The sequence below is a fragment of the Kitasatospora sp. NPDC096147 genome (assembly GCF_044763225.1).
Lineage (GTDB): Bacteria > Actinomycetota > Actinomycetes > Streptomycetales > Streptomycetaceae > Kitasatospora.
Window position 1 is genome coordinate 97,555 of sequence record NZ_JBIWFX010000011.1, and the last position, 17,953, is coordinate 115,507.

The window sequence follows — 17,953 nt, forward strand, 5'->3', positions numbered from 1 at the left end:
GGGTCCTGCCGGGAGCCTCGTCCTCATTTGGTGACGAAACGGGCAGCTTTGCGGCGGGCCATTGCCTTGGAGGGGGGCACCCCTACGATGTGGCGGGTGAGCGGCGAGAAGGGTCCCGAGGGACCGGTTGGCGTAGACCACTCGGAGGCGGGCGCGGTGGCGCTGCTGGACGAGGCGGTGGCTGTGCCGGGCCCCAGGGACGGCGACGAGGCGACGTCGGGCTGGCGGCGGGCACTGGAGCGGCTGGGACACCGGGCGGCGGAGCCGTCCTCGGTGGCCGAGCGGCTGGTGCCGCCGATGCCGGACGGACCGAAGGTGACGCCCCGTCGGGTGCCGCCCTCCCCCGTGCTGCTCACGCTCGGCGTCCGGCTGCCGGACGCGCTCTGGTCCTGGCTGTGTCGGTGGTCCGGCTGGCTCGGCCCGATCGCGGTGGCGGTGTTCGCCGGGGTGCTGCGGTTCTCCGGGCTGGACACCCCGCGCTCGCTGATCTTCGACGAGACCTACTACGCCAAGGACGCGTACTCGCTCTGGGAGGCGGGCTACGAGACCAGCTGGCCGGACGACTCCAACGGCAAGATCCTCTCGCCGCAGCAGTCGATCCCGTTCCGCCCGGACCCGGCGTACATCGTCCACCCGCCGGTCGGGAAGTGGATCATCGGGATCGGCGAGCAGCTGTTCGGGATGAACCCGTTCGGCTGGCGGTTCGCGATGGCCGTGCTCGGCACCCTCTCGGTGCTGATGATCGCCCGGATCGGGCGGCGGCTGTTCCGCTCCACCCTGCTGGGCTGCGTGGCCGGGCTGCTGCTCGCGGTGGACGGCCTGCACTTCGTGATGAGCCGGTCGGCACTGCTCGACCTGGTGGTGATGTTCTGGTGCCTGGCCGCCTTCGGGTTCCTGCTGCTGGACCGGGACCGCACCCGGGGTCTGCTCGCCCGTCGGATCGAACGGGGTGACCTGCCGTCCGGGGAGTGGTTCAGCCTCGGCTGGCGGCCGTACCGGCTGGCGGCGGGGGTGTGCCTCGGGCTGACCCTGGGCACCAAGTGGAGCGGTCTGGTCATCCTGTTCTCGTTCTTCCTGCTGGGGCTCTGCTGGGACTACGGCACCCGGAAGACGATCGGTACCAAGGCCCCTCTGGCCGGCGCCTTCTGGGACGGGCTGATCTGGGGACCGGCGCTGCTGGTGATCTCGATCGCGGTCTACCTCTCCAGCTGGACCGGCTGGTTCCTCTCCGACCGTGGCTACGGGCGGGACTGGGCGGGCGGCCGGGCCGGGCTGTCCCCGGACTCCGTGGGCGGCCTGAAGATGCCCTTCCAGTTCGACATGAGCTGGATGCCGGAGTCGCTGCGCAGCCTCTGGCACTACCACGCGACCATGTGGGACTTCCACACCCACCTGACCAGCCCGCACACCTACCAGTCCAACCCGTGGAGCTGGCTGCTGGTCGGCCGCCCGGTCTCGTTCTTCTACGAGTCCCCCAAGCAGGGCCAGTCCGGCTGCAAGGTCAGCGAGTGCGCCTCCGAGGTGCTCGGCATCGGCACGCCGCTGCTCTGGTGGGCCGGCATCGCCGCGATCCTCTACTGCCTGTACCGCTGGCTGGTCCGCCGGGACTGGCGGGCCGGCGCGATCCTGTGCGCGCTGGCGGCGGGGTACCTGCCCTGGTTCATGTACCAGGAGCGGACGATCTTCCTGTTCTACGCGGTGGTCTTCGTCCCGTACCTGGTGCTGGCGGTGACCATGATGCTCGGCGCGCTGATCGGGCCAGCCACCGCGAGCCGGGACCGCCGGCTGATCGGCGGCACGGCGGCCGGAGTGATCGTGCTGCTGGTGATGTGGAACTTCCTCTACTTCCTGCCGATCTTCACCGGGCAGACCATCCCGATGGAGGACTGGCGCGGCCGGATGTGGTTCAACACCTGGATCTGACGGTCCGACACTCCGTACCAGGTCTGTCACAACCGCCCCGTCGGTCACGGGAGCGTGGTTGACCTGTGCTTATGGTGGGGTGGACCTGTCATGACCAACGGGGGAAGACCACCATGCACACGGGCGTGAAGATAGGGATCGGCGTCGTCTGCGCCGGCGTCGTCGGCGTGGCCGGGCTGGGCGCCTACAACATCTACGACTCCGTCTCGGACGGCAGCAAGGCGGAGACGCCCAAGGTGCGCACGGTGGTGGCCGAGGCCCCCTCCGCCGACCTGGCGGCGGCCGGGGCCAAGGAGTTCCTGGAGGCCTGGGCCAAGGGTGACTTCGAGGCCGCCGGGAAGCTCACCGACAAGCCGGACACCGCCCAGACCGAACTGCGCAACTTCCAGGACCGGTTGAAGCCGAGCGCGGTCACCCTGACCCCGGGCGGGGCGCCGACCGCCGCGCCCTCCCCCGCCGCCTCGGCATCCGCCTCCGCGTCCGCCTCGGCGCCCGCCGCCGACCCGAACAGCGTGCCGCTGACCTTCAAGGCGAAGGTCGAGTTCGCCGGGACCAGCACCGCCTGGACCTACGACGGCCGGCTCAGCCTGGTGAAGATGAGCGACGGCAAGGCGGCCGTCCGCTGGGCGTCGAGCGTGCTCAACCCCAAGCTGAAGCAGGGCGAGTTCCCGGACATCAAGCCGATCAGCGCCAAGCCCACCGGGGTGGTGGACCGCAAGGGGAAGAAGCTCAACTCGCCCACCCTGAACGCCATGCTGGCCAACATCAAGCCGGCCGAGGTGGACCCGGCCGCCGCCGGCAGCGGTGTGGTGATCACCAAGGCGAACGGCTCCCAGGAGACGCTGTTCGCCATCACCGAGCCCAAGCCCGGCCCGGCCGCCAAGGTGACCCTGGACGCGACCCTCCAGGCCGAGGCCGAGAAGGCCGTCCAGGCCGCGTCCGACAACGGACGGCTGGCCGCCTCGCTGGTGGCCATCGAGCCCAGCACCGGGAACGTGCTGGCCATCGCCAACGCCCCGGCCACCGGCCAGAACCGCGCCTTCCTGGCCGCCATCGCCCCCGGCTCGACCATGAAGGTGGTCTCGGCCGCCGCCTTCCTGGAGGCCGGCGCCAAGCCGGACGACGTGGTGCCCTGCCCGGCCACCCTGAACGTCTCCGGCCGGACCTTCAAGAACGACTTCGAGGGCGACCACCTGGACTACAAGCTCTCCCAGGACTTCGCCCAGTCCTGCAACACCGCCATGATCCAGAAGGGCCAGGACCTCCTGAAGAACGGTCAGATGGAGGAGCTGGCCCGGGACGCCTTCGGCATCGGCCCGACCTGGAAGACCGGCCTCCCGCTCGCCCCGGCCAGCGCCCCGGTGCCCGGCGGCGCGACCGAGCGGGCCGCCCAGATGATCGGCCAGGGCAAGATCACCATGAACGCGCTGACCATGGCCTCGGTCTCCGCGACGGTGCAGAGCGGCGTCTTCAAGCAGCCGATCGTGGTGCCGGGTTACGAGCAGCAGACCGCCGCCAAGACCCTCTCGCCGGCCACCCTGACCGGCCTGCGCCAGATGATGAACCTGACGGCCACCCAGGGCACCGCCGCCAAGGTGATGGCCGGCATCACCGCCAACGCGGGCGCCAAGACCGGCACCGCCCAGGTGGACGGCCAGACGGACGACAACAGCTGGTTCACCGCCTACCGGGGCAACCTCGCGGTGGCCGCCGAGGTCGGTGGCGGCGGCCACGGTGCGGCTGCCGCCGGACCGGCCGCGGCCGCCGTGCTCAAGCTCGGCAACGGCTGACCCGCCCGACGCTCCGTCAGAGCGGGCTCCGCACCGGGTGTGCGGGGCCCGCCGGGCCGGCCGCGAAGGCCCGCAGCAGGTTCTCGGTGACCTGACGGGTGAAGGTGCCGGCCCGGTGGTCCATCCCGTGGTCGGCCCGGCCGCCGCCCGGCCCGTTCGCGTCCAGCGCCTCCACCCAGCGCATCGTCCCGCTGGCGAACACCGCCGCTCCGCTCGGCGCGGTCCAGTAGGCCGAGTCGGCGTACGAGCCGCGGCCCTCGCAGACCACCGGGGAGTGCGAGACCAGCTCGATCGGCCCGGGCGTCGGCCACTCGGGCAGCACCCGGTCGTACTCCACCCCGACCAGGTGCGGGAAGGAGTCGCCCTCCTTCGCCCCGGTCCCCGCCAGCAGCCAGTGGCCGGGGTTGCTCACCACGTACGGGGCGTCCACCGGGTAGCCGTCGTACATCACCCCGAGCAGCGTGCTCTCCGGATCGGCGCCCGGCCCCGCCCGGAAGTCGCAGGTGGCCGGCCGGCCCGCGCGGAAGCCCGGGTCGTCCCGGTAGTCGCTCTTCCAGCAGACCACCGTGCGGTCCTCGCCCAGCGGCGAGGGCTCGTACCGCACCCGGCGGTAGCAGCAGTTGGCGCCCAGGAAGGCCAGGTTGGTACCGGCCTCCCGGGCGGCGGTGACGTGCCGGCGCTGCTCGTCGGACCAGTACTCGTCGTGGCCGGGGGAGAGCACGGCGGTGGCACCGCGCAGCAGCGCCGGATCACGGGCCAGGTCCGGGCCGGTGGTGTAGGCGAGCGGCAGGCCGATCCGCTCGGCCAGCGCGATCAGCGGGGCCTCGTAGACCAGGAACAGCCCGGCGCCGTCGTCGTAGTGGTACGGCCGGTCGAAGCTCACCTCCAGCGCGCGGGTGCGGTAGCCGCCGGTCGGCCCGTTGTAGAGGCTGTGGCCGCCCCACTCGTTGTACGCCTGCCAGGTGGCCACCGCGTTCACGATGACGGTCCGTCCGGCGGTGCTGCGGGAGCGGACGGTGAGCGGGACGAAGCGGCGGCCGGTGTCGGCGTCCAGCCGGAGCAGGTAACTGCCCTCCGGCCAGCCGGTGGTGTCCACCGTGGTGGTGCGCTCCCAGGGCGCCCGGACGGTGCGGGTGCGCGGGTCGGTGACGGCGGCCGGCTGCCGGGTGCCGGGCAGCCGCCCGGAGCGCCAGACCAGCCGGGCCCGGGCGCCGCCGTACCAGCCCATCCGGTAGGCGGAGACGGTGAAGCCGGGGTCGGTGGTGGAGACGTACAGGCCGAACGACTCGCCGGGGAGCACGCCGACCCGGTCGGCGTAGCCCTGCACCGCCTCCGGCGGGCCGGGGTCGGTGATCGCCCAGTCGGCGTCCCCGGGGCGGGAGTTCTCGTCCTGGACGGCACTCGGAGAAGGGGAGGGCGCGGGCGCGGGATCCGGGCCGGTCGGCTCGGGGGCCGGGGCGCTCGCGGCGGTGGCCCCACAGGCCGTCAGTCCGAGGGTGGCGGCGGCCAGTCCGAGGAAGCGGCGGCGTCCGGTCGGGTACGACATGTCCGTATCGTCCCGCAGTGTCGGGCCGGGGTGACGCAGGCACGCGGGCCGGGACCGGGCACGGCTCGGAGCCGGGCACGGCTCAGAGCTGAACGCCCGTCAGGATGGTGGTCAGCCGGTCCGGTCGGCGGCGCGGCACGGCGGCCAGCCGGGGCCAGACCACCAGCACGGCCGGCAGCGCCAGGTACCCGAACCGCCCGGCCGGGGCCAGCGCGAAGGCCACCGCCAGGCCGACCGCCAACACGTCGCAGGCGTGCACCGCCGAGGTGGGCGGGTAGGCCAGCAGCCAGACCGCCACCCCGAAGGCGCCCAGACAGAGCATGGAGAGCGAGATGGTGTGCCCGATCGGGCCGAAGCCGGCCAGGATCTTGCCGGGCAGCGGGCTGCCCGCCGGGGTGCGGATGCCGGTCATCCCGAGCGGGAAGCGGACCACCTGCTCGCGCAGCACCTGGGGCACCGTCAGCAGGTAGGGCAGCACCACGGCGGCCCCGCCGGCCAGTGCGGTGAGGGTGGCCCGGGCCGCCGGGCGCCGCCCGTACAGCCGCCAGAGCAGCAGGGCGGCCACCGGCAGCGCGGGCCAGGCGGTCCACTTGAGGGTGCAGGCCAGCGCCAGCACCAGCCCGGCCGGGACGGCCCGGCCCCGGGCGGCCAGCGCCATGGCCAGGCAGCAGAGCCCGATCAGCGGCAGGTCCACCCCGCCGACCGCCAGCGCCAGCGCGATCAGCGGCGAGGCGGTCAGCGCGGCCAGCGGCAGCAGGGCGGCCCCGCCCCGGCTCGGGCGGAGCAGCCGTCGGCAGGCCAGCAGGCAGAGCAGGAAGGTGGCGGCGAACCAGATCCGGGCGTCGCCGAGCAGGAGGGAGACCGGGTCACCGGTGCCGAGCAGGGCGCGCGGCAGGCCGTACAGCGCCATCGCCGGGAGGTACGGGTCGTAGTCGGTGACGGTGACCGGGTGCGGCAGGTACGGGCTGCCGGTCGCCAGCAGCAGCCGGGCCGAGCGCTCCACCACCATCACCTCGGACTGGTGACGCCCCGTCAGCACCAGCAGCACCAAGGGCACCAGGACCGCACCGATCAGGGCGACGGCCGCCGCCGCCCTGGCCCCGCGCCGCCCCGGCACGGCCAGCAGCAGCACGGCGGCCAGCAGGTAGGCGGGGGCGGCGACTGAGCCCCAGAAGACCTGGTTCGACAGGTCCGACACCAGCGGGAAAGCCGCCGCCCAACCCGCCGCGCCCAGGCAGCCGAGCACCTGGACCGGGCGGCGGCGGAGCAGGCTGCGCCGGGCCGGGCGGGCCGTTCGCTGGCTGGGTATCCGGCCTCCGGCCAGCACGGAGCGCCCGGTCTCGGGCAGGGCGCAGAGCGCCTGCTCGGGTATCTCGGGTGATCGCGTGGTGGCCATGCAGGAAGGTTAGGGGGTCGGCCGGGCCCTTCCGCCGTGGAAGGGACAACGGTTTGGTGGAGGTGTGGCGGGGCCGTCGGCCGGTCCCGGCCGGGTGGCGGCCGACGGCGCGGGGCCGTGCGGCTCCCCCGGGCGGGCCCGGCGGCGGACGGGCCGGAGCGGGTCGGCCTGGGGCGGGTCGGCCCGGGGCGCGGGGCCGCAGGTCGGCGGCGCCCCGCCCCGGGTGCCCGCCCTCAGGACCGTCGGGTGCCGGTCGGCTCGCCCTCCGGGTGGCGCAGCTTGGAGTGCTTGACGCTGTAGGTGAAGTAGACGACCGCCGCCAGCGCCAGCGCGATGGCGAAGAACAGGTGCGTGACGCCCGGCAGCTCGTAGATGAGGTAGGCGCAGCTGACCAGCGAGAGCACCGGCAGCACCGGGTAGCCCGGCACCTTGAAGCCGCGCGGCAGGTCGGGCTGGGTGCGGCGCAGGATGAGCACGCCCACGCTGACCACGGAGAACGCGACCAGGGTGCCCAGGCTGGTCAGGTTGGCCAGGATGTCGATCGGCACGAACGCGGCCAGCAGCGCCACGGCGGCGCCGACCACCAGGGTGTTCCAGACCGGGGTGCCGGTGCGCGGCGAGAGCTCGGCGAACTTCTTCGGCAGCATGCCGTCGCGGCCCATCGAGAACAGGATGCGGGTCTGGCCGTAGATCACCACCAGGGTGATGGAGAAGATCGAGATCACCGCGCCGGCCGCGAACATCATGGCCGGCCAGGTCTGCCCGGTGACGTCCTCCAGGATCTGCGCCAGGCCGGCCTTCTGGCCCTCGAACTCGCCCCAGGGCTGCGCTCCGACGGCGGCGATCGCCACGCCGATGTAGATCAGGGTGACCACCACCAGCGAGATGATGATCGCCAGCGGCAGGGTGCGGCGCGGGTTCTTGACCTCCTCGCCGGCGGTGGAGACGGCGTCCAGGCCGATGAAGGAGAAGAAGATGGTGGAGGCCGCGGTGGCGACCCCGCCGAAGCCGAGCGGCATGAAGGGGTCGAGGTTGCCGGACTGGAAGCCGGTCAGGCCGACCACGACGAACAGCACCAGGATGACCAGCTTGATCGCCACCATCGCCGCGTTCACCTTGGCCGACTCGCTGGCCCCGCGCATCAGCAGGAAGACCACCATCGCGACCAGGATGACGGCCGGCAGGTTGAACACCCCGCCGTCACCGGGCGGGTTGGCCATCCAGTCGGGCAGTCGGAAGCCGAAGGCCAGGTCGAAGAACTCGTTCAGGTACTCGCCCCAGCTGACCGCGATCGCCGAGGCCGAGACCCCGTACTCCAGCAGCAGGCAGACGCCGACGCCGAACGCCACCACCTCGCCGAGGGTGGCGTAGGCGTAGGAGTACGAGGAGCCGGAGACCGGGATGGCGGAGGCCAGCTCGGCGTAGCAGAGCGCGGTCAGGCCGGCCGTGACCGCGGCGATCACGAAGGAGAGGATCACCGCCGGGCCGGCCTTCGGCACCGCCTCGCTGAGCACGAAGAAGATGCCGGTGCCGACGGTGGCGCCGATGCCGATCGAGGAGAGCTGCCAGAGGCCGATGGAGCGCTTGAGGTGGATGCCGGACCGGCCACCCTCCTCCGGGGCGCCGGGCGGCGGTGCGTCGGCGGCGCCGCTCTCGGCGATCAGTGTCGCTACCGGCTTCTTGCGGAACAGGTCGGTGCCCGTGGTGCTCAAGGCGGTGGTTCCTTCTAGGCGGGGGAGGGTGTCCTAGGCGGCTGCTCCGGAGGCTGTGGGACCGCTGTGGGGGCGGCAATCCGGACCAACCGAACAAAGATGGGACAGTACCCCGGAAGCGCACCAGTCACGCAAACGGTGTGAGACGGGGTCCGCCTTGTACGGATCGTCACATATCAACCGACAAACCGGACAGAGCGCACGCGGCGCACTCGCCCGTTCGGCGCTAACCCCCGACTGACCCGGTGTCAGCCGCGGAACAGGTTGTGCCCCACGTCGGACGGGACCACGTCCTGGACCGGCTTGCTGTCCGGCCCGGGCACCGACTCGCCGGGCACCGGCTGACCCCCCGTCCGGTGCAGCAGCACCGCACCGCCCTCGGACCAGATCCGCCGGTAGCCGTTCGCCTCCAGCAGCGCGATCCGGGCCGCCTGCTCGGTGTCGGTGGCGAACGGGAAGGCCCGCTTGTCCGAGCGCATCAGCACGTACTCCCGGCCGCGCGGCGTGCCGTCCACCAGCACCACGTCGGTGCGCGCGGTGAGCCGGGGCGCGACCTGGTTGTCCGCCTCGACCGACGCACCGTCAGGGACCAGCGCGGCGCCGCGCAGCAGGGCCGCCTCGCTGGGCTTGGCCTGCCAGGCGAACGGCAGGGCCAGCTGGGCCACCCCGAACGGCAGCGCCAGGGCCAGCGAGAGCCCGGCCGCCGCCGCACCCAGCCGGCGGTACCGGCGGGCCGTGGGGGCACCCTCGACGCAGAGCCGGCCGAGCACCTCGACGGTGGCGGTGAACAGGATCGGCCAGAGGAAGACGTCGTAGTGCCGGGCGATCGACCAGTGGTTGGGGTTGGCGGAGAGGATCCGCTCGGCCAGCAGCGGCACCGCGCAGAGCAGGGTGGCCGAGCGCAGGGGCAGGGCCAGCGTGGTGCCGAGCAGCCAGAGCAGCAGCAGCGGCTTGAGCGGGGCGTCGAAGGCGGCCCGCACCAGCAGCAGCGGATCTCCCAGCACGTTGCGCACCGCGTCGCCGCCGTCGGTGCCGAGCGCGGCGTAGTTCCAGTAGTAGCCGGGCTCGCCGCCCATCGCCGGGATCAGCACCGCGACCGTCAGCGCGGCCACCAGCGGCCCGGCCACCAACAGGCCCAGGCCGGTGAGCAGCCCGGGCCGGTCGTCCCCGGCCCGCCGGGCGCGCAGGACCAGCACCAGCCCGTAGGCGCCGACCACCAGGCCGAGGTCCTCCTTGACGCAGCAGAGCAGCACCGCCGCCAGCAGCACGCCGCCGTACCGGCGGGCCTGGCCGCGCTCGAACATCAGCAGGGTCAGCGGGGCGGCGAAGGCCACCTCGTGGAAGCCGCCGCGCGAGGCGACCAGCAGCGGCCAGCCCAGGCCGTAGACCAGGCCGGCCAGGTCGACCGCACGGCGTGCGGTGCCCGGGTCGGCGGCGGCGAAGCAGCGCGCGGTGATCCGCCGGGCCAGCGGCACCCCGGCGGCGAACAGCAGCGCCTGACCGAGGATCAGCGAGCGCGGGTCGTCCCAGATCCAGTACAGCGGGGCGAGCAGCGCCAGCACCGGGGAGAAGTGGTCGCCCAGCAGCGAGAAGCCGGGCGGGAACTCGTGGTGGTAGCTCTTCAGCGAGGAGACCGGCAGCCCGAAGTGCGCGTAGCCGCGCACCCCCTGGTCGAAGATCCCCAGGTCGAACCCGCCGAGCTGCACCGAGCTCCACTGCTGCATCCCGATCGCCAGCAGCACCAGGAAGGCGCCGAGCGCGGTGGCCGGGCCCCGGTACCGGGCGTCCCGCCACCACGGGGCGGCGGCGGGTACGGCGGCGGACGGGGTGGTGGCGGGCGCGGGGCGCACGGCGGGTGAGGTCACGTCAGCTCTGCTCGGTCAGCACGGGTACGGCGGTGGTGCCCGGCAGCCCGGCGGGGCGGCGCAGTCGGCGGTGCAGCCGGACCGCCGTGACGACGAGGACCGCGAGACCGAGCAGCGGGTACGGCGAGGCCAGCGGCTGCCAGTACGGCTCGATGCCGAGACCGCTGCGTTTGGGCACGACCCACAGGGTATGCGAGAAGAAGACCAGGGCGGTGCCGCCGAGCAGCCAGGCCCAGCGGCGCTCCCGCCAGGCCAGCGCGCGGGCCGACTCCTGGGCCGCCTCGGCGCCGAGCAGCACCAGCAGCGGGACGCACCAGATCCAGTGGTGGCTCCAGCTGATCGGCGAGATCAGCACCCCGGTCAGCGCGACGGTGAGCACGCCCCAGGCCTCGGCCCGGCGCAGCATCCGGGTGGACCGGGCGGCCAGCACGGCGATCGTGAAGCCGGCCACCGCGACCAGCGCGCCGGCCAGCAGGCCGACCGTCCCGGGCTGGTTGGTGGAGAGCAGCCGGGCGACCATCCCGCGCACCGACTGGTTGTCCACCAGTTCGGTGATCCCCACCCGGCGGGAGTCCCAGAGGTGTTCGGTCCAGAAGCCGAAGGAGTCGGTGGGCAGGACCGCCCCGCCGAGCAGCACGGTGCCGGCGAACACCCCGCCGGAGACCAGCGCGGCCCGGATCCGTCCGGTCAGCAGCAGGTAGACGGCGAAGACGCCGGGGGTGAGCTTGATGCCCATCGCCAGGCCGATCCCGACGCCCTTGAGGCGGTGCGCGTCGGAGCGGGTGAGGTCCCAGAGCACCAGACAGGCGATCAGCAGGTTGATCTGGCCGTACTGGAAGGTGGTGTAGACGGGCTCCAGGAAGACCCCGGCGCCGGTGGCCAGCAGCAGTGCGGCCGGGCGGTCCACCCGGCGGGGCCAGCCGACCAGCTTGAAGGAGAGGTGCACCAGCAGGGCCAGCAGCGCGACGTTGGCCAGGGTGACCAGCACCCGCAGCAGCGAGACGTCGAACCAGCCGGCCGGCACGAACAGCATCGCCGCGAACGGCGGGTAGGTGGCCGCCAGGTCCCAGCCCGGCAGCCGCATCGCGTAGAGGTCCCGCCCGTCGGCCACCGCCTCGCCCTCGGCCCGGTAGACCAGCATGTCCACCATGTTGAAGCCGTGCAGGTGGCGCACCACCGCGAAGGCGGAGAGCAGCACCACCGCGCCGCAGAGCGCGGGGCCGAGCGTCGTCCGAGCCCCCCGGTCAGCCACGCGGGCCCGCAACCCTCGGACGACTGGGGCTGGTACGGGCGCACGGCGGCATGGGGGATCTCCTCGGGAGCGAAAGGGACCGGATCACCCTAACGGAGCGCCCGGGAGCGGGAAGTGACACCGGCCACACCTGCTGTCACAGCCCTGTCACCGGTTCATGAGTGCGTCTCAACCTCCGTTCAGCACCGCCTGCATGACGGACCGTGCGATCGGTGCGGCCAGTCCGCCGCCGGTGACGTCGGTGGCGCCGCTGTCGGCGATCACCACCGCGACCGCCACCGGGGGCACGCCGGTGGAGCCGCTCGGGGCGGCCCAGGAGACGAACCAGGCGTACGGGATGCCGGAGTTGTCCACGCCCTGCTGGGCGGTGCCGGTCTTGCCGCCGACGGTGGCGCCGGCGATCCGGGCGTTGCGGCCGGTGCCGTTCTCCACCACGTCGGTCATCAGCTGCCGGACCTGGCGGGCCACCGCCGGGGTGAGTGCCTGCCGGTAGACGGCCGGCTCCATCACCTGGACGTCGGTGCCGTCGGACCTGGTCAGCCGGTCGACCAGCTGAGGGTGCATCACCTTGCCGTCGTTGGCCACCCCGGCGGCGACCATGGCCATCACCAGCGGGGTGGCGGCGGTGTCGTACTGGCCGATCGAGGAGAGCGCCACCTGCGAGGCGTTCATCTCGGTGTCGAAGTTGGACCGGGCGGCCCGGACCGGGATGTCCAGCTTGGCGTCGTTGAAGCCGAACGCCGCCGCCGTCGCGGTCATCCTCTCCAGCCCGACCTGGGTGCCGAGCCAGCCCAGCACCGAGTTGCAGGAGAGCACCATGGCCCGGTCCAGCGACTGGCCGGGCGCGTCGCAGGCGGTGGTGTCGTTGACCAGCGCGGTGGTGGTGCCCGGCATCACGAAGGGGTAGGGCGCACCGGTCGGCGCGTTGATGTCGGTGACCACGCCGTTCGCCAGCGCGGCTGCGGCGGTGACCACCTTGAAGGTCGAGCCGGGCGGGTAGATCTGACGGAGCGCCCGGTTCAGCATCGGCTGGTTCCTGTCGGCCTGGAGCCTGTTCCAGGCGTCCTGGTCGGCCGAGGAGGAGCCGGCGAACGAGCCCGGGTCGTAGGACGGGGTGGAGGCCAGCGCCAGGATCCGCCCGGTGGCCGGCTCGATCGCGGCCACCGCGCCGGTCTGGCCGCCGAGCCCCTTGAGCGCGGCCTGCTGGGCCGCCTTGCTGAGGGTGGTGTGGACGTCGCCGCCGGGGTTCTGCCGGCGGGCGATCGCGTCCCAGAGCGCCCAGCTCGCCAGCCGGGTGTCGGTGCCGGAGAGCAGGCTGTCGTCCACGCCCTCGATCTGGGTGTTGCCGTAGGTCTGCGAGGAGTACCCCGTGACGGCGGCGTAGGCCGGCCCGTCGGTGTAGGTGCGCTTGTACGCGTACCGGCCGCCGGTCGGGGCGGAGCCGGTCACCGGCTCGGCGCCGACCAGGATGTTGCCGCGCGGCTGGGCGTAGCGCTGGATGGTCTCCCGCTGGTTGGCCGGGTTGTCGTCCAACTCCCGGGCCTGGAACACCTGGACGTAGCTGGCCTGGCCGATCAGCGCCAGGATCAGCAGCAGGCAGAAGGTGGCGGCCCGGCGGCCGGTGGTGGAGATGCCCGGCAGGCCCTGCGGGCCACCGGTGGAGGTGCTGCCCTGACGGCGTCTCAGCTTCACTCCGCGTGCTCCGGGACGGCGACGGGGACGGGGGCGGGGCGGCGGGCCTGGTCGCTCATCCGGACCAGCAGCGCCACGATGATCCAGTTGGTCACCACCGAGGACCCGCCCTGGGCGATGAACGGCAGTGTCATGCCGGTCAGCGGGATCAGCCCGAGCACCCCGCCGGCCACCACGAAGAGTTGGAGGGCGACGATCGCGGCCAGTCCGATCGCCAGCAGCCGGCCGAACGGGTCACGCAGCGCGATGCCGGTCCGGAAGCCGCGCGAGATCAGCAGCGCGTACAGCAGGAACACCGCGATCAGCCCGGCCAGGCCCAGCTCCTCGCCGATGGTGGCCAGGATGAAGTCGGACTTGGCGGCGAAGCCGATCAGGATCGAGTGGCCCTCGCCGAGGCCGGTGCCGAGCACCCCGCCCCAGGCGAAGGCGAACAGCGACTGGGCGATCTGGTTCGCCCCCTCCCCCGCCGCGATCGAGCCCAGCGGGTCCAGCCAGGCGGTCACCCGGCTGTGCACGTGCGGGGAGAGCCAGCCCACCGCGACCGCGCCGACCGCCGCCAGGAACAGGCCGATGGCGATCCAGCCGCTGCGGGCGGTGGCCACGTAGAGCATCACCACGAAGAGGCCGAAGAACAGCAGCGAGGTGCCGAGGTCGGTCTCCAGCACCAGCACCCCGACGAACGCGGCCCAGATCAGCAGCACCGGCCCGAGGTCCCGGCCGCGCGGGAACTGGAACTTCCACAGCCTCTTCCCGGTCAGCGCGAGCGCGTCCCGGTGCACGGCCAGGTAGGCCGCGAAGAAGATCGCCAGCAGGATCTTGGCGAACTCACCGGGCTGGAAGGAGAGCGGGCCGACGGTGATCCAGATCCGGGAGCCGTACACCGGCGGGAAGAAGATCGGCAGGATCAGCAGCACCAGCGCCACCAGCGCGCCCACGTACGCGTAGCGGCGGAGCAGCCGGTGGTCCCGGAGCAGCACCACCACGGCGATGAACAGCGCCACCCCGAGGGTGGACCAGAGCAGCTGGGTCGGCGCCGCCTCGCTCCTCGGGGTGGCCCGGTCCAGCCGGTAGATGACGACCAGTCCGATCCCGTTCAGCAGGATCGCGATCGGCAGCAGCAGCGGGTCCGCGTACGTCGCCTTCCACCGGATCACCCCGTGCGCCAGCAGCGCCAGCACGCCGAGCGCCGCCCCGTACCCGGCCGCGCCGGAGGGCACCTCGCCGTCGATGTTCGCCCCGACCTCGACGTAGCCGAGCACGGCGATCAGCACCGCGCCGAGCACCAGGGCGAGTTCGGTGTTGCGGCGGGTGGGCGGGCGGTCCTGCGGCGGACCGGACGGCGGGGCGGTGGTGGACGGCGAGGCCACGGACCTCCTGTCGGGGCTGTCGCTGCGGTGGCGGGTGAGGGGCCGTCAGGCGGTGGTGCCGCGGGAGGCCTCGACGGTGGCGCGCAGCTCGGCCTCGGCCTCGGCGCTCAGCGAGGTCTGGATGATCTGGCCGCCGTACCGGGCCAGGGCCGGCACCACCTTGTCGGCGGTCGCCTTGCGGACCAGCAGGAAGACGGCGGCGCTGCCCGGCTGGAGGTGCTCGCCGACCTGCCGCATGAAGTTGTCGTCCACCCCGACGTCGGTGGAGGCCCCGACCGCCGCGCCGGTCGCGCCGCCGACCGCCGCGCCCAGGAAGGGCATGAAGAACAGCAGCCCGATCACCCCGCCCCAGAGCGCACCCGAGGCGGCGCCCGCCCCGGTGGTCGAGACGGCCTGGTGCAGCTTGATCTTCCCGTCCTCCCGCCGCTCCACGACGACGGCGTCCTCCAGGTCGATCAGCTTCTGCTTCTGCAGGCCGACCGCCTCGGCCCGGACCTGCTGGGCGGTGGCGAGGTCGGGGTAGGCGATCGCGAACAGGTTGCTCACGGGGAGGTCCTTCCAACTCGACGGGTTTCTCCGCCGACCCTACCGGGATTAGCCATATTTATTGGCCTTAGGGGTGGTGTGTCCTGAATTGGCCCCTCGCGGCAGGCCGACCGGCGGAGCGCGTGAAACGTCCGTTGACGCACCGTCGGACACCGGCGCGGGGGTGGCCGGAAGCCCACGGGGCCCTTTGGAGGGGCGAACTGATGATCCATAGGATGCGGCGGTGACCACCAGACGAGGACGAACGCCGGCCCGCCCGCTCGGGCTGCTGGCCGCCCTGGCGATATCCGCCGGGGCCCTGATGCACGGATTCCCGGCCCAGGCCGACGAGTTGGGGGTCGAACCGCCCAGGGTCGACCTGGTGCTCGACGTGAGCGGATCGATGCGGGCCACCGACATCCAGGGCAAGAGCCGGATGGAGGTGGCCCAGCAGTCGATCCGCGAGGTGATCGACGCGCTGCCCGACGAGACCCAGTTCGGCATCCGCACGCTCGGCGCCACCTACCCGGGCAACGACAAGACCGAGGGCTGCAAGGACACCCGGCAGCTCTTCCCGGTCGGCAAGACCGACAAGACCGAGGCCAAGACCGCGGTCGCCACCCTGCGGCCCACCGGCTGGACCCCGATCGGCCTGGCCCTGCGCGGCGCCGCCCAGGACCTCGGCACCGGCACCACCACCCGCCGGATCGTCCTGATCACCGACGGCGAGGACTCCTGCGCCCCGCCGGACCCGTGCGAGGTGGCCCGCGAGCTGGCCGCCGCCGGCACCCACCTGGTGGTCGACACCCTCGGCCTGGCGCACGACGAGAAGACCCGCCAGCAGCTGCTCTGCATCGCCACCGCGACCGGCGGCACCTTCACCGACGTGCAGAGCCAGCAGCAGCTGACCGACAAGGTCAAGCAGCTGGTCAAGCGGGCCGGCACCACCAACCGGACCGCCCCGGCCAAGGCCGCCGGCACCGAGCAGTGCGACACCGCCCCGATGCTCTCCCCCGGCGTCTACAGCGACCGGGAGAAGTTCTCCGAGCACCGGGTCTACCGGGTCGCGGTCCGCCCCGGCCAGGAGCTCCGCGCCTCCGTCTCGCTCTCGCTGGACCGGGCGCTGGCCCGGGACTACGGCGTGCTGCTGAAGGCCACCGACACCACCGGCCAGGAGCTGGTGCGCGGCACCGACGCGGGCAGCGGTCGCACCGACGTGGCCTCCACCGGGGTCCGCTGGTCCTCCGGCAAGGAGCCCACCGCCACCCCGACGGCGAGTCAGCAGGCCGACACCGTCTGCCTGGTGGTCAGCAACTCCTTCGCCCCGGCCCCCGGCGTCGCCGCCGAGCCCGGCCTGCCGCTGGAGCTGACCGTCGACCTGGCCGCCGCCTCCCCCGCCCCCGACGGCTGGTCCGCCGGCCTCGGGCGCGGCTGGGTGCTGCTGCTGGTGCTCACCCTGGCCGGCCTGCTGGCCGGTCTGGTCTTCGGCTGGCTGGCACGCTGGCGGATCGCGGTCTGGCGGGAGAACTGACGATGCGTACGACTCTGATCACCCGGGCCGGCGCGGTGCTGCTGGCGGCCCCGCTGCTGCTCGCCGCCTCGCCCTCGCCCTCCGGCCCGCTCAAGCCGGTGACCGACGCCGGCACCTCCTTCCTGACCGCCACCACGCTGGCGGCCGGGCAGGGTGCCGACGTGGCCGCCTCCACCGGTGACTACCTGTACTGGGCCTTCGCCGCCGCCGAGGGGCGGACGGTCACGGTGGACGTCGACGTCACCCTGCCGCCGACCGCCGAACGGCACGGCGCGCAGAGCTGGTCGGTGGAGTTCTTCGACGGCCTGCGCCGCCGGCAGTCCTGCACCTCCGGGCCGCAGGACGCCACCGCGCAGCAGGCGGACGCCGTGCTGAAGCTGCGCTGCTCACTGCGGCAGGTCCGGTCCTGGGCCGAGCCGTGGTCCGGCGACCCGCTGCCGGGCACCTACTACGTCCGGCTGACGGCCGGTCAGGTGCCGCAGCAGGACCTCGGCCTGGCCGCCCAGGTGAAGCTCCGGCTCACCGAACGCGGCGGGGCCGGCGACGCCCAGCCCGAGGGCGGCGAGCTGAACGCCCCGCTGGTCCCGCCGGTGAACGCCGGCACCGCCGGCACCGCACCGGCCACCGCGCCGTCCGCCGCCGCCTCCGAGCGCGCGGTCGCCCCCGGCGAGGACGACGAGTCCTGGATCTCGGCCGCCGTCACCGGTGCCAACACCCGCTGGTACTGGACGGTGGCCGGCGGCATCCTGGCCGCCCTGGCCGGCGTCGCGGGCTACCGCCTCACCCGCCACCCGCGCGGCCACCGCCCCACCCCCCAGCCGGCCGGCCCGCCCCCGCCGCAGCCGCCGAGCACCTACTGACCCACCCCCGAGGGGGCCGGGGCCCATCGGGCCCCGGCCCCCTCGGTCGTCCCCGGCGGCCCTGCCGACCCGCCGTCACACACCGAGCCGTACCGCGGCCGACGACACGGCAGCGGCGGCAGGCGGCCGGCAATCAGGCGAGGGGCGGCTGACAAGCAGACGGACCCGCGCAGCACCGACTGCCGCCGTGTCGGGCTCCGCGACGATGGTGCCCACGCCGGAGGGACGGCGCCCTGACGGCGGGCCACCCGGGGGGCGAGCGCCGAAGCAACAACGGCAGCACCAAGCACCGCGCACCGCGCACCCACTCCACCACGCCACGACCCCCGACCACCCACACCCATTCCCAGCCCCGACCACGCCAGTGGCCCGCCCCCGGCAGGACAGCGCCCTGGCAGCGGGCCACCCGGGGGGCGAGCGCCGAAGCAACAACGGCAGCACCAAGCACCGCGCACCGCGCACCCACTCCACCACGCCACGACCCCCGACCACCC

Annotated in this window: 12 protein-coding genes; 4 read left to right on the plus strand and 8 right to left on the minus strand. The window is 73.4% G+C overall.

Annotated elements, in window-relative coordinates; genetic code table 11:
* Positions 1 to 87 precede the first annotated feature (87 nt).
* Together ACIRBX_RS28670 and ACIRBX_RS28675 are read left to right on the plus strand one after the other, a co-directional pair.
* On the plus strand, positions 88 to 1,923 hold the full coding sequence (locus ACIRBX_RS28670) for a dolichyl-phosphate-mannose--protein mannosyltransferase (protein WP_402300966.1): 1,836 nt from the start codon (positions 88 to 90) through the stop codon (positions 1,921 to 1,923).
* Positions 1,924 to 2,048: 125 nt separating this feature from the next.
* On the plus strand, positions 2,049 to 3,713 hold the full coding sequence (locus tag ACIRBX_RS28675; RefSeq protein ID WP_402300968.1) for a penicillin-binding transpeptidase domain-containing protein: 1,665 nt from the start codon (positions 2,049 to 2,051) through the stop codon (positions 3,711 to 3,713).
* A gap of 16 nt (positions 3,714 to 3,729) precedes the next feature.
* On the opposite strand, the gene ACIRBX_RS28680 is transcribed toward ACIRBX_RS28675, so the two are convergent.
* The 8 genes from ACIRBX_RS28680 to ACIRBX_RS28715 form a co-directional block, all read right to left on the minus strand.
* Positions 3,730 to 5,259 (minus strand): N,N-dimethylformamidase beta subunit family domain-containing protein, encoded by a 1,530-nt coding sequence (locus tag ACIRBX_RS28680; RefSeq protein WP_402300971.1) that lies wholly within the window; start codon positions 5,257 to 5,259, stop codon positions 3,730 to 3,732.
* Positions 5,260 to 5,341: 82 nt separating this feature from the next.
* Complete coding sequence (locus ACIRBX_RS28685; RefSeq protein ID WP_402300973.1) at positions 5,342 to 6,655, minus strand: hypothetical protein; 1,314 nt, start codon at positions 6,653 to 6,655, stop codon at positions 5,342 to 5,344.
* A 233-nt stretch (positions 6,656 to 6,888) separates the two neighbouring features.
* The gene (locus tag ACIRBX_RS28690; protein WP_402300975.1) at positions 6,889 to 8,367 is read right to left on the minus strand and encodes an amino acid permease; all 1,479 of its coding nucleotides are present in this window, start codon (positions 8,365 to 8,367) and stop codon (positions 6,889 to 6,891) included.
* Positions 8,368 to 8,615: 248 nt separating this feature from the next.
* Positions 8,616 to 10,232, minus strand: coding sequence for a DUF2079 domain-containing protein (locus ACIRBX_RS28695; protein ID WP_402300977.1), 1,617 nt, complete (start codon positions 10,230 to 10,232; stop codon positions 8,616 to 8,618).
* Between the two features lies 1 nt (position 10,233).
* Complete coding sequence (locus tag ACIRBX_RS28700; RefSeq protein ID WP_402300979.1) at positions 10,234 to 11,484, minus strand: glycosyltransferase 87 family protein; 1,251 nt, start codon at positions 11,482 to 11,484, stop codon at positions 10,234 to 10,236.
* 168 nt (positions 11,485 to 11,652) lie between these two features.
* Complete coding sequence (locus tag ACIRBX_RS28705; RefSeq protein WP_402301238.1) at positions 11,653 to 13,116, minus strand: penicillin-binding transpeptidase domain-containing protein; 1,464 nt, start codon at positions 13,114 to 13,116, stop codon at positions 11,653 to 11,655.
* A gap of 56 nt (positions 13,117 to 13,172) precedes the next feature.
* Positions 13,173 to 14,543 carry an FtsW/RodA/SpoVE family cell cycle protein gene (locus tag ACIRBX_RS28710; protein WP_402300981.1) on the minus strand — a complete coding sequence of 457 codons (1,371 nt, stop codon included), beginning with the start codon at positions 14,541 to 14,543 and terminating at the stop codon, positions 13,173 to 13,175.
* A gap of 45 nt (positions 14,544 to 14,588) precedes the next feature.
* Positions 14,589 to 15,089 (minus strand): DUF1269 domain-containing protein, encoded by a 501-nt coding sequence (locus tag ACIRBX_RS28715; RefSeq protein ID WP_402300983.1) that lies wholly within the window; start codon positions 15,087 to 15,089, stop codon positions 14,589 to 14,591.
* A 223-nt stretch (positions 15,090 to 15,312) separates the two neighbouring features.
* Here ACIRBX_RS28715 and ACIRBX_RS28720 point away from each other — a divergent pair, with 223 nt between their 5' ends.
* Both ACIRBX_RS28720 and ACIRBX_RS28725 read left to right on the plus strand, forming a co-directional pair.
* The gene (locus ACIRBX_RS28720; RefSeq protein WP_402300985.1) at positions 15,313 to 16,599 is read left to right on the plus strand and encodes a VWA domain-containing protein; all 1,287 of its coding nucleotides are present in this window, start codon (positions 15,313 to 15,315) and stop codon (positions 16,597 to 16,599) included.
* 2 nt (positions 16,600 to 16,601) lie between these two features.
* Positions 16,602 to 17,459, plus strand: coding sequence for a peptidase (locus ACIRBX_RS28725; protein WP_402300987.1), 858 nt, complete (start codon positions 16,602 to 16,604; stop codon positions 17,457 to 17,459).
* The last annotated feature ends 494 nt before the right edge of the window (positions 17,460 to 17,953 follow it).

What these genes read in the sequence shown, in the direction of transcription:
- ACIRBX_RS28670 (WP_402300966.1), top strand. Translation starts at nt 88, where the DNA reads ATGTGGCGGGTGAGCGGCGAGAAGGGTCCCGAGGGACCGGTTGGCGTA.
- ACIRBX_RS28680 (WP_402300971.1), bottom strand. Translation starts at nt 5,259, where the DNA reads ATGTCGTACCCGACCGGACGCCGCCGCTTCCTCGGACTGGCCGCCGCC.
- ACIRBX_RS28725 (WP_402300987.1), top strand. Translation starts at nt 16,602, where the DNA reads ATGCGTACGACTCTGATCACCCGGGCCGGCGCGGTGCTGCTGGCGGCC.
- ACIRBX_RS28685 (WP_402300973.1), bottom strand. Translation starts at nt 6,655, where the DNA reads ATGGCCACCACGCGATCACCCGAGATACCCGAGCAGGCGCTCTGCGCC.